The 11779-nt window shown below is 73.0% G+C and carries 10 protein-coding genes; 6 read left to right on the top strand and 4 right to left on the bottom strand.

The genetic code is table 11. The features are described from left to right. The first annotated feature begins 10 nt into the window (after positions 1 to 10). From JJI54_RS06735 to JJI54_RS06715, 5 genes are all read left to right on the top strand, one after another. The gene (locus JJI54_RS06735; RefSeq protein ID WP_203072034.1) at positions 11 to 730 is read left to right on the top strand and encodes a carbonic anhydrase; all 720 of its coding nucleotides are present in this window, start codon (positions 11 to 13) and stop codon (positions 728 to 730) included. Positions 731 to 833: 103 nt separating this feature from the next. Then, positions 834 to 1844, top strand: coding sequence for an aspartate-semialdehyde dehydrogenase (locus JJI54_RS06730; protein WP_203072033.1), 1011 nt, complete (start codon positions 834 to 836; stop codon positions 1842 to 1844). Between the two features lie 100 nt (positions 1845 to 1944). Then, on the top strand, positions 1945 to 4740 hold the full coding sequence (locus JJI54_RS06725; protein ID WP_203072031.1) for an ATP-dependent DNA helicase: 2796 nt from the start codon (positions 1945 to 1947) through the stop codon (positions 4738 to 4740). Then, entirely contained in the window at positions 4741 to 6795 is a 2055-nt protein-coding gene (locus JJI54_RS06720; RefSeq protein ID WP_226381403.1) for a prolyl oligopeptidase family serine peptidase, read from the top strand. It abuts the gene before it with no gap. 91 nt (positions 6796 to 6886) lie between these two features. Continuing rightward, a complete protein-coding gene (locus JJI54_RS06715; RefSeq protein WP_203072029.1) occupies positions 6887 to 7321 on the top strand; it encodes a tellurite resistance TerB family protein in 435 nt (144 codons plus the stop codon). Positions 7322 to 7387: 66 nt separating this feature from the next. Here the strand turns inward: JJI54_RS06715 and JJI54_RS06710 are convergent, their stop codons facing one another. From JJI54_RS06710 to JJI54_RS06700, 3 genes are all read right to left on the bottom strand, one after another. Beyond that, complete coding sequence (locus JJI54_RS06710) at positions 7388 to 8296, bottom strand: MBL fold metallo-hydrolase (RefSeq protein WP_203072027.1); 909 nt, start codon at positions 8294 to 8296, stop codon at positions 7388 to 7390. Positions 8297 to 8350: 54 nt separating this feature from the next. After that, positions 8351 to 9532, bottom strand: a complete 1182-nt coding sequence (locus JJI54_RS06705; RefSeq protein ID WP_203072025.1) for an amidohydrolase family protein — start codon at positions 9530 to 9532, stop codon at positions 8351 to 8353. 91 nt (positions 9533 to 9623) lie between these two features. Further along, the gene (locus JJI54_RS06700; RefSeq protein ID WP_203072023.1) at positions 9624 to 10577 is read right to left on the bottom strand and encodes a threonine dehydratase; all 954 of its coding nucleotides are present in this window, start codon (positions 10575 to 10577) and stop codon (positions 9624 to 9626) included. 72 nt (positions 10578 to 10649) lie between these two features. On the opposite strand from JJI54_RS06700, the gene JJI54_RS06695 reads away from it, so the two are divergent. Continuing rightward, the gene (locus tag JJI54_RS06695; RefSeq protein WP_203072021.1) at positions 10650 to 11204 is read left to right on the top strand and encodes a hypothetical protein; all 555 of its coding nucleotides are present in this window, start codon (positions 10650 to 10652) and stop codon (positions 11202 to 11204) included. 163 nt (positions 11205 to 11367) lie between these two features. Here JJI54_RS06695 and JJI54_RS06690 read toward each other — a convergent pair whose 3' ends face one another. Then, positions 11368 to 11571 carry a cold-shock protein gene (locus JJI54_RS06690; RefSeq protein WP_092955136.1) on the bottom strand — a complete coding sequence of 68 codons (204 nt, stop codon included), beginning with the start codon at positions 11569 to 11571 and terminating at the stop codon, positions 11368 to 11370. Positions 11572 to 11779 lie beyond the last annotated feature (208 nt).

The following is an 11779-nucleotide window of genomic DNA, read 5'->3' as shown; positions in this document are numbered from 1 at the left end:
ACGTGACGTGATGAACGCCTGCCCCTGCTGCCCGCCCGCGGGCCTGCGCCGCCGTTCCTTCCTGGGTGCGGCGGCCCTGGCCTGCCTGGCCGCCGCCATCCCCGGCGCCGCCGGCGCCGCCACCCCGGCGGCGGGGCCCCGCCTGGCGCCGGACCAGGCGCTGGCCCGGCTGATGGCCGGCCATGCCCGCTACCTCGCCGGCGCGGCGCCCGCCATCGCGGTGAATGCCGAAGCCCGCGCCGCCCGCGCCGCCGGCCAGGCGCCCTTCGCCGCCATCCTCGGCTGCGCCGACAGCCGCGCGGCGCCGGAACTGCTGTTCAACACCGGGCTCGGCGAGCTCTTCGTCGTCCGCAACGCCGGCAACGTGGCCGATACGGGCGCGGTGGGCAGCCTGGAATACGCCGTCGCCAATCTCGGCGTGTCGCTCATCATGGTGCTCGGCCATGAACGCTGCGGCGCGGCCGATGCCGCCGTCGCCGCCGCCCGCGCGCCGCTGGCCCTGCCGCCCCAGCTCGGCGACATGCTCCAGCCCATCATCCCCTCCGCGCTCGCCGCCATCCGCGCCGGCGGCGATGTGCTGGACGGCACCATCCGCGCCAACATCGCCCGCAACGCCGCCCGGCTGGTGGAGGTCAGCCCCGTCCTCGCCGCCGCCACCGCCGCGGGCCGGCTGCGCATCGTCGGCGCCCGCTACGACCTGGATGACGAAGCCGTCGCGCTGATGAGCTGACGGGAAGGCAGCCCTGCGCCGGCAAGGTTTGGCGCCGGCGCCGGTTTCCGCTATGCGACGCTGGTTTGCAGCCGGGCCTGGAGCCCAGAAGGAGCAGCGTGCGATGCGGGTCGGAGTGATCGGCGCCACCGGAGCGGTGGGGCGGGAGCTGGTGGAGGTCCTGGGGCGTCGGCGCTTCCCGGTGACGAAACTCCGCCTCTTCGCCTCGGGCCGCAGTGCCGGCACGCGGCTCACGACCCCCTTCGGCGAGGTGACGATCGAGGAGTTCAAGCCGGAAGCGGCGCGGGACCTCGACCTCGCGCTGCTCGCCGTCTCCGGCGACTTCGCCAAGCAGCACGCCCCCGCGCTGGTCGCGGCCGGCGTGACGGTGGTGGACAATTCCTCCGCCTTCCGGCTCGACGACAACGTCCCCCTGGTGGTGCCGGAAGTGAATGCCGGCGCCATCGGCCATGCGCGCCTGATCGCCAACCCCAACTGCACCACCGCCATCGCCGTCGTGGCGCTGGCGCCGCTGCACAAGGCCTTCGGCATCAAGCGCGTCATCGTCTCCACCTACCAGGCCACCTCCGGCGCGGGCGCCGAGGGCATGGCGGAGCTGGAGCGCGAGACGCGCCGCGTGCTGGTCGAGGGTGAGAAGGCCCGCAACGAGGTCTTCGCCCACCCCATCGCCTTCAACGTCATCCCCCACATCGATGCCTTCCAGCCCAATGGCTACACGAAGGAGGAGATGAAGGTGGTCTGGGAGACGCGGAAGATCATGGGCCTGCCGGACCTCCCCGTCTCCTGCACCGCGGTCCGCATCCCGACCATGCGCGTGCATGCGGAAGCCATCACCATCGAGACCGAGCGCCCCGTGACGCCCGAGGCCGCGCGGGAGGTGCTGCGCGCCGCCCCCGGCGTGAAGGTGGTGGATGACGTCGCCAACAAGCTCTACCCCATGCCGCTGACGGCCACGGGGCAGGATGATTGCGAAGTCGGCCGCATCCGCCAGAACCTGGTCTTCGGCGACCATGGCCTCGACCTCTTCGTCTGCGGCGACCAGCTGCTGAAGGGCGCGGCGCTGAACGCGGTGCAGATCGCGGAACGGGTGCCGGCACTGAAGGCCGCCGCCTGACCATCATGGCGTGGGGGAGGGTCGGTCGGATGGCCGCCATTGGGTCATCCGAACGATTTTCCCCCTTTGTTCATAGGGGCCAAGCCGCCACATTGGCGGCATGACTCGCCCGCGCCCCGCGGAGACCGCCCGCCAGCCCCGCCTGCTGCTGCCGGACAGCCCCGCCCTCATCGCCGGTTTCGGGCGCGGCACGCTGCTGACGCCCGATGGCGAACTCTTCTCCGGCCCCGCCATCGAGATCGGCCGAAGGCTGCGGGACATGCCGCCGCCCATGGTGGTGCACGCCCCCGCCACCGCGAAGCGCCTCGGCATCGGCGCCTTCCCGGCCTGTGACCTGCTGGAACTCTTCGCCTTCTGCCTCCCTGCCCGCCCCGTGGCGCCCACGCCGCGCGGCATGGCCATCGCGCTGGACCGCGACGCGCCGGCGGAGGAGGAGGCCATGGCGGCGATGCTGCCGGACCTCGCCACCATCCTGCTCCGCCACCTCGCCGCCGGGCGCAACGCGCCGCTCAATCGCGATGCCGCCATGCTGGCCGCCAAGCTGCGGGCGGAGGTGGAGTGGCCCTGGGCGGACAGCGTGCTCGCCGCCCTCGGCCAGCCCGATGCCCGCCCCTCGCTCGATCCCCTGAAGGTCTGGAGACGGCTTCCCGACTGGGAGGAAGTCGCCCCCCCGCCGCCCCCCGCCCACCACCCCGTCTCCCCCGCGGAGGCCCGGCGCCGCCTGGCGGACATCCTGGGCGAGGGCGCCGAACAGCGCCCGCAGCAGGCGGACTACGCCTCCGCCGCCGCCGGCGCCTTCCAGGCGCGGGATGCCAAGGGCGCGCCCAACCTGGTGCTGGCGGAAGCCGGCACCGGCACGGGCAAGACGCTGGGCTATGTCGCGCCCGCCAGCCTCTGGGCGGAACGCAACGGCGCGCCGGTCTGGATCTCCACCTTCACCCGCAACCTGCAGCGCCAGATCGACCAGGAGACGGCGCGCCTCTACCCCGAGCCCAACGAACGCCGCCGCCGTGTCGTCGTCCGCAAGGGGCGGGAGAACTACCTCTGCCTCCTCAACATGGAGGAAGCGGTCGGCGCCGCCTCGCTCGGCGGCATCATGCTGCCGCTCGCCCTCGTCTCCCGCTGGGCGCTGGCGACGCGGGATGGCGACATCATGGGCGGCGACTTTCCCGGCTGGCTCTCCGAACTCTTCGGCCACCACGCCGTCATGCCGCTGGCCGACCGGCGCGGCGAATGCATCCATTCCGCCTGCGGCCACTACAAGCAGTGCTTCGTGGAGCATTCGATCCGCCGCGCCCGCAGCGCCACCCTCGTCGTCGCCAACCATGCGCTGGTGATGGTCCAGGCCGCGCTGGGCGGCGGCGAGGATGGCCGCCCGCTGCGCCTCGTCTTCGACGAGGGCCATCACCTCTTCGACGCCGCCGACGCCGCCTTCTCCGCCGACCTCACGGGCGGCGAGACGGCGGAGCTGCGCCGCTGGCTGCTGGGCGCGGAGGGCGGCCGTTCCCGCGCCCGCGGCCTCGCCCGGCGGCTGGAGGAACTGGTCGGCGATCGCCCGGACCTGCTGCTGCCGCTGGAGGAAGCCCTCCAGGCCGCGCGCGCCCTGCCCGGCCCCGGCTGGCCCAACCGCCTGTCGGACGAGCGCGACGAGCCCCGCGGCGCCACCGAAGCCTTTCTCCGGTCCGTCCGCGGCCAGGTGCTCGCCCGCGCCAAGGACGAGGATGCGGGCTACGGCATCGAATGCGACCTGCACCCCCTCGCCGCCCCGGTGGCCGAGGCCGGGGCGGCGCTGCGCGACGCCCTCGCCCGCCTCCACGCCCCCCTGCAGCTGCTGCGGGACCGGCTGAACGCCAGGCTGGAGGATGAGGCGGAGGAGCTGGAGGTCGGCGACCGCATCCGCATCGAGGCCGCCTGCCGCGGCCTGGAACGCCGCGCCCTGATGCCGCTCGGCGCCTGGGGCGCCATGCTCGGCGTGCTGCGCGAACCGCCCCGCCCGCCCGGCGTGCGGCCGGATTATGTGGACTGGTTCGCCCTGGAACGGCGTGAGGGCCGGGAATTCGATTGCGGCATGTTCCGCCACCACCTGGACCCGACCCAGCCCTTCGCCATGGCCGTCGCCGCCCCCGCCCATGGCGTGCTCATCACCTCCGCCACGCTGCGCGACCAGGCGGAGATGTCGGAGGATGACCCGGAGGCCGCCTGGCGCGCGGCGGAGGCCCGCACCGGCGCCAGCCACCTGGCCGCCCCCGCCATCCGCGCCGCCGTCGCCTCCCCCTTCGATTACGCCACCCGTACCCGCGTCCTGGTGGTGGAGGATGTGAACAAGTCCGATCCCGGCCAGGTCGCCAGCGCCTATCGCGCGCTGTTCACGGCCTCCGGCGGCGGGGCGCTCGGCCTCTTCACCGCGGTCAGGCGGCTCCGGGACGTGCATGCCCGCATCGCCCAGCCGCTGGCGGAACGCGGCATCCCCCTCTACGCCCAGCACATCGACGCCATGGACAATGCCACGCTGGTCGATGTCTTCCGGGCGGAGGAAGCCTCCTGCCTGCTCGGCACCGATGCGATGCGCGATGGCGTGGACGTGCCCGGCCGCTCGCTGCGCCTGCTGGTCTTCGACCGCGTGCCCTGGCCGCGCCCCTCCATCCTGCACCGGGAACGGCGGACGCATCTGTCGGAGGGCCAGCCCAAGGCGCATGACGACGCCATCGCCCGCCACCGGCTGCGCCAGGCCTTCGGCCGCCTGATCCGCCGCGGCGACGACAAGGGCGTCTTCGTGCTGCTCGACCGCTCCTGCCCCTCCCGCCTCCTCGCCGGCCTGCCCGCCGGCACCAGCGTCCGCCGCCTCGGCCTCGCTGATGCGGTGGCCGAGACGCGCCTCTTCCTCGACGAGGACTGAATGATGGACCTCCGCCCCACCCTCGCCGCCCCGGATGACGATCCGTATCTCTGGCTGGAGGAGGTGGAGGGCGAGGCCGCCATCGCCTGGGTCGCCGAGCAGAATGCCAGGACGCTCGCCGCCTTCGCCGATGCGCGGTTCGAGGCCGACCGGGAGGGGCTGAAGGCGGCGCTGGACCGGCCGGACAAGCTGCCCATGGTGACGCGGCGCGGCCCGCACCTCTTCAACTTCTGGCAGGACGCGCAGCACCCCCGCGGCCTCTGGCGCCGCACCACGCTCGACAGTTTTCGAGGTGCCACGCCCGAATGGGAGGTGCTGCTCGACATCGATGCGCTGGCGGCCGAGGAAGGCCAGGACTGGGTCTGGGCCGGCGCCACCACCTTCCCCGGCACGCATGACGTGGCCCTGCTGCGCCTGTCCCGCGGCGGCGGCGATGCGGTGGTGATCCGGGAATTCGACCTCGGCGCGCGCCGCTTCGTGGCCGGCGGCTTCGATCTGCCGGAAGCCAAGGGCAGCGCCGATTGGCTGGACCGGGACACGCTGCTGCTCTCCTCCGCGCTGGGTGGCACCACCAGCTCCGGCTATGCCCGCACCATCCGCCGCTGGTCGCGCGGCACGGACCCCATGGCGGCGCCGGTGATCTTCGAGGTGCCGGAAGATCACCTCTCCGCCTGGGCCGGCGTGGACCGGGAAGGCGGGCGGGAGAGCATCGTCTTCCGCGACGGCATCGGCTTCTTCGACGCCACCATCCATATCGGCGACCGCGACGGCCCCCGCACCCTGGTGCCCCTGCCGACCGACGCCCACTACACCTGGCAGCACGGCTTCATCGCCGTGAAGCCGCGCACCCCCTGGACGGTGGGGGACACCACCTACGCCCCCGACACGCTGCTCGGCCTGGCGCTGGCCGACCTGCTGGCGGGGAAGGTGGCGCCGCGGCTGCTGTTCACGCCGGAGCCCCGCCGCGCGCTCCAGAACTTCTTCTGGTGCGACGGCCGGCTGGTGCTGTCGATCCTCGACGACCTCGCCCCCGTCTTCACCATCCTGACGCCCGGCCCGGGCGCATGGGTGGCGGCGGAGGTCCCCGGCCTGCCCCGTATCGGCGTGGTGAATCTCTGGCCGCTCGATGCCGAGGCCGAGGAATCGGACGGCACGCTGCTGGCGCTCGCCCAGGACCCGGTCACGCCGCCCGAATTGCTGCTGGCCAGCACCGCCCCCGCCGCCCCCGCGCTGCTCAAGGCCTCCACCCCCGCCTTCGATGCCGCGGGCCTCGTCGTCACGCGCCACGAGGCGGTTTCGACGGATGGCGAACGCATCCCCTATGTCCAGGTCGGGCCGAAGGACGGGACGGGCCGCGCCCCCGTCCACCTCTCCGCCTATGGCGGCTTCCAGGTCTCCCGCCTGCCCGTCTATTCCACCGTCTCCGGCCGCCTCTGGCTCGCCAAGGGCGGCACCGCCGTGGTCGGGCAGATCAGGGGCGGCGGCGAATTCGGCACCGCCTGGCACGAGGCCGGGCGCGGTGCCCGCAAGGCGCAGAGCCATGACGATTTCGCCGCCATCGCCGCCGACCTCGTCGCCCGCGGCGTGACGGTGCCCGGCCGCATCGCCGCCGAAGGCGGATCGAATGGCGGGCTGCTGATCGCCAACATGCTGACGCGCTACCCCGAACGCTTCGGCGCGCTGTTCTGCACCATCCCGCTGATCGACATGCGCCGCTACACGAAGCTGCTGGCCGGCGCCTCCTGGATCGCGGAATACGGCGATCCCGACAAGCCCGAGGACTGGGCCTTCATCCAGGCCTTCTCCGCCTATCACGCCGCGGAACCCGGCCGCCCCTACCCGCCCATCCTGCTGGCGACCACCCGGCGGGACGACCGCGTCCATCCCGGCCATGCCCGTAAGATGGCCGCCAAGCTCCAGGCCCTGGGCTACGACGCCCGCTTCTACGAACCCGAGGCCGGCGGCCATGGCTATGGCAAGGACAACAGCGAGGTCGCGCGCTTCGCCGCCCTCGGCGCCGCCTTCCTCCGCCGCTCCATCGGGTGGGAGGCATGAGCGCCGGCTGGCGGAAGCCTGATCCCCGCCCGGCTTGACCCCCGGGCTGCCCCGCGCGACGACGATCCCCCACGCCTCGGAGACCACCGCCATGCCCACCCGCGCCCCCGCCGGCCTCGCGCCCTTCACCGCGCAGGAAGCGCTGGTCTGCGCCATGGTGCTGATGTCCGCCGCCGATGGCCCGATGTCCGATGCCGAACTCGCCATGATGACGCGCCTGGTCCAGGGCCTGCCCGCCTTCTCCGACTTCCACAGCACGGAGATCGAGACGGTGACGGAAGCCGTCTCCAGCCTGCTCGGCCGCACCGAAGGCCTGGACGAGGCCCTGACCATGATCCGGGAGGCGCTGCCCATGCGCCTGCGCGAAACCGCCTACCTGCTGGCCTGCGAGGTCTGCGCCGCCGATGGCGACGCGACGCAGGAGGAGTTGCAGCTGCTGCAGGACCTCCGCATCGGGCTGGACCTGGACCGGCTGGTGGCGGGCGCGATCGAGCGGGCGGCCAAGGCGCGGTACCAGGTGATCTGAAGACGGGGGGAGCCCTGCTCCCCCCGGAACCCCCCACGCCAGGCCCGGGACGGGCCTGGACCGTCGTCAGGCGAAGGCCGCCGCCGGCCCTGCGTCATTCGCGGCGACCATGGGGGGCGCGTAGTCGCTCTCGCTCCAGGCGGCCATGGCGACGAATTCCACCGCGTCATGGGTGCAGAAGACCGCCAGGTCGGAACCGGGCTGCCGCAGCATCGCCCGCAGCCGCGCCAGGCTCTCCCGCTGCTGCCGGTCGTCATCCGCCATCAGCCGTTCATAGGCGGCCACCAGCGGCGGCGCGCGGCCATCGCCATGCGCCTCCGCCCGGTTGAAATAGGCATCCCCGGCATGGAGCATCCAGCCGCGCGGGCCCTTCACCGCCACGCCGACATGGCCCGGCGAATGGCCGGGCAGCGGCACCATCAGGAACTCCGGCGGCAGGTCGGGAAGCTCCCGCGCATTCGGCAGGCCGAAGAAACGCTCCCCCCCGCCCCGCCGGCCGAGCCGCGTCTCCACCGGCTGCCAGCGCCCGCGATAGCCCCATTGCACGGGACGCCAGCGCGCGCGGTCGCGGAAGCCGCGCGGATTGACCGCGGCATCGGCCTCCGCCGCGGAGACATGCACCGTGGCATGCGGGAAATCGACCAGCCCGCCGGCATGGTCGAAATCGAGATGCGTCATCACGATGTGCCGCACATCGGTCGGCTTGAAGCCGAGCCGCTTCACCCAGCGGATCGCCGTGCGATCGGGGTCGAGCCGCGGCCGCAGCAGCGCCAGGTTCCAGGCGGGCAGCCGCGGCACCGGGCGCGCGCAATCGCGGAGCCCGAAGCCGGTATCCACCAGCACCAGCCCGTGATGCGGCGTCTCGACCAGCAGGCAATGGCAGGACAGCCGCGCCACCGGCCCGGGGCTGACCCCGTCCATCAGGCGCCCGCCCAGCGGCCGCGCATGCCCCAGATCGAGGTGGTGGATTTTCATCGGTTCGCTCCTGCCCTTGCCCGGACAGGAACGGCCCGACGGTGGCCCCGTTCGTTAGACGCTCAAAACGCCGTCGCGGGCGACGACGCGGCCATGGCTGATGACGGTGCGGGATGGCGGCGTCGCCACCACCGCCTCCTGCACATTCTCCGCCGCCAGCAGCACCAGGTCGGCCCGCGCGCCGACCGAGAGCCCGTATTCGCCGAAGCCGCAGCCCGCCGCCGCCCAGTCGCTGACCGCGGCGAAGGCCAGCACCAGCTCATCGTCGCGCCGGAACTCGTTCTTGAGGCCGATCAGCATCGCCCGCTGCAGCATGTCCGGCATGTTGTAGGGGGTCCAGGTATCGCGGATGCCGTCATTGCCGCCGAAGATCGAAACCCCCGCCGCCCGCGCCTTCTTGATCGACGGCACGGGGCGCGACGGCGGCGCGGTGGTCGCCAGCCCGATCCCCGCCTCCCCCAGCGCGGCATAGAGCGCATCGGCCCGCGCCACGTCGCCCAGGCAGAAGGCGTGGCTGACCACCACCTTCCCCTGCATGCCGAGCGCGACCGTGCGTTCGATGATCAGCTCCATCGCGAAGGCGCCGAGCTCGCCGGGCTCATGCAGGTGGATATCGACCGGCACGCCATGCTTCGCGGCCAGGCCGAAGATCAGGTCGCAATGCCCCTTGGGGTCGCGATCGATGCCGGAGGGATCGAGCCCGCCGATGATGTCCGCGCCATTCCGCAGCGCCTGCTCCAGCAGTTCCGCCGTGCCGGGGCGGACCAGCACGCCGGATTGCGGGAAGGCCACTACCTGGATGTCCATCGTGCCGCGCAGCCGTTCCCGCAGCGCGACCAGCGCGTCGCTATGGGTGGTGCCGTTCTCCGTGTCCACATCGGCGAAGCTGCGGATGCGCGTGGTGCCGCGCTTCAGGAACTCCCGCGCCAGCCGGTCCGATTGCCGCGCGGGGTCGAGGCCGAGGCGCTTGCGCTCCGCCCTCTCGCCATCGATGCGGTCGATGAGGCGCGGCCCGACCTCGTTCTTCCACCACCCCATGCCCCAGAGCGTCTTGTCGAGATGCGTGTGCCCCTCGACGAAGGCCGGCAGCGCCAGCCGCCCGGCGCCCTCCTCCACCGCGACGCCAGGCGGCGCGGCGAGCCCCGGCGCCATGGCGGCGATGCGCCCGCCCTCCACCAGGATGTCGGTGGCCGCGCCGCCCATCGGGCGGCAGTCGCGGATCAGCAAGGCGCTCATTCAACATCTCCATGACAGGCGCCCGCCGCAGTCCGGCGAAGCCAAGCGAAGCGCCGGCGATTGAGGGCGGATCGGCTTCGATCCGCAAGCATCACGCCAATACCCAGCTCCGGAACAGGTCGAGGTCGATATTGCCGCCGCAGAGGATCGTCGCCACGCGCTTGCCGCGCATCCGCTCCCTCTCCTGCATCAGCGCCGCCAGCGGCGCGGCGCCCGCGCCCTCCGCCAGATTGTGCGTGTCCTGCCAATAGGCGCGGATGGCGGCGGCGACCTCCTCATCCGTCACCGTCACGATGCGCGCGGCACCCTTGATGATCATCGCCAGCGCCGCGGGGTCCGGCACCCGCGTCGCCATGCCATCCGCCTTCGTCACCGCGGCCTCCGTCGTCACCACGCGCCCGGCCGCGACGCTGCGGGCATAGGCATCGGCGCCGGTGCTCTGCACGCCGATGATCTCCGTCGCGAGGCCCAGCAGGTCCCGCGCCATGATGCAGCCGCAGATGCCCGACCCGAGCCCGATCGGCACATAGAGCGCATCGAGCGTCGGCGCCCCCCGCAGCAATTCCAGCGCATAGGTCGCGACACCCCGCACCAGGTCCGGCGCGAAGGAGGGCGCGAATTCCAGCCCGCGCTCCGCCGCCAGCCGCATCGCCTCCACCCGCGCCGCGTCGAAATCCTCGCCATGCTCGACCAGGTCGGCGCCCTGCGCGCGCATGGCCGCGTTCTTCTCCACGCTGTTGCCGCGCGGCACGACGATGGTGACGGGCACGCCCGCCCGCGCCCCCGCATAGGCCAGCGACTGCCCGTGATTGCCCCGGGTCGCGGAGATCACGCCCGCGCAGCCCGGCCGCTCCCGCGCCAGCCGGTCCATGTACACAAGCCCGCCGCGCACCTTGAAGGCGCCGGTCGGCGTGTGGTTCTCGTGCTTCACCCAGACCTCCGCGCCCGTTCGCGCGGCCAGCAGCGGCCAGGGGTATTGCGGCGTCGGCGGGAAGACGCCGTGCACCAGGCGGGCGGCGTCTTCCAGGGCGGGCAGGTCGAACACGCGGTCACTCCGATCGGAAACGAGACGGCGCCAGGGGCGTTCCTCCGCGGAACCATAGCGGAGGGCGTGAGCATGGCCATCACCGTGGACAGCAGCCAATGGACGGGCCAGAGCGACGACACGCCACCGGCGGTGCCCGTCGTCTGGGGCGAGTTCGAGACCGAGGCGGCGCGCGACGACGCGATCGAGCGTCTGCGCGCCAGCGGGGCACGGGACGAGGTCGGATCGACCCAGGCGGCGACGCCCGCGCCCCCCGCCGTGAATGACCAGGTGGAGCCGCCGGACGAGAACCCGGCGGAGGCCGATCGCCGCAACCAGCGCCAGCTCGGCGTCGGCACGGCCATGGCCGCCACCTCCATGGCGGCAGCGGGCATCGTCATCGCCAGCGGCGGCGCGCTGCTGCCGGCGGTCGCCGCCGCCGCGGCGGCGGGGGCGGGCACGGGCGTGGTGGGCGAAGCCGTGGCCGCGGCGGCCGCGCCGGCGGACCACGCCACGCATGCGCCGCCGCCGGATGCGAAGGGGCCCGTCATCGGGCTGCGCGCCGCGGACGATGCCGCGCGCCAGCAGGCGGAACGCGCGCTCCGGGACCTCGGCGCGCGGCGCGTCTTCGTGCAGGAAGCGGGCTGACAAGCATTCGGCCAGCCTGGCATGCCAGGCTGGCCGATGCGGGATGCCGGAAAAGCTGGGGGGATGGCCCCTGTCGCAGGGCGGGCCAGCCCCGATGGGGTGGCGCAGGCGCGCGCGCCTGTGCCGATCACGCCGGGACCCGGAATGCCCGGGTCCCGTCAGGTCACATGGGGCGCAGGTTGGTGGCGGCCGCCTTGCCGCGTTCCATCGCCACTTCGTAGGACACCTTCTGGCCTTCGTTCAGGCCCTGGAGTCCGGCCTTCTGCACGGCGGTGATGTGGACGAACACGTCCTTCCCGCCATCCGACGGGACGATGAAGCCGAAGCCCTTCGTCGCATTGAACCACTTAACGGTGCCGATCGCCATGCGATCCGCGCTCCTTCTGACAAGCAACGCCCTGACGCCGATCGCCCGGGCGGGGGCGCCATGCGGTGGCGGGACCTGGAGTCGCCCGGGGCATGACCCAGGAGGCACGGCGGAGAGCCAGAACGCAATGACACATGAAGGATGCTCAACCGCCCATCCAGGTGTCAAAGCCCGGAAGGCCCTGGTCACGGCGTTGTCAACTTTGTGT

The organism is Falsiroseomonas ponticola (assembly GCF_016805305.1).
Lineage (GTDB): Bacteria > Pseudomonadota > Alphaproteobacteria > Acetobacterales > Acetobacteraceae > Falsiroseomonas > Falsiroseomonas ponticola.
Note: the sequence above shows the minus strand (reverse complement) of the source record. Positions and strands in the feature narration are given on the sequence as shown.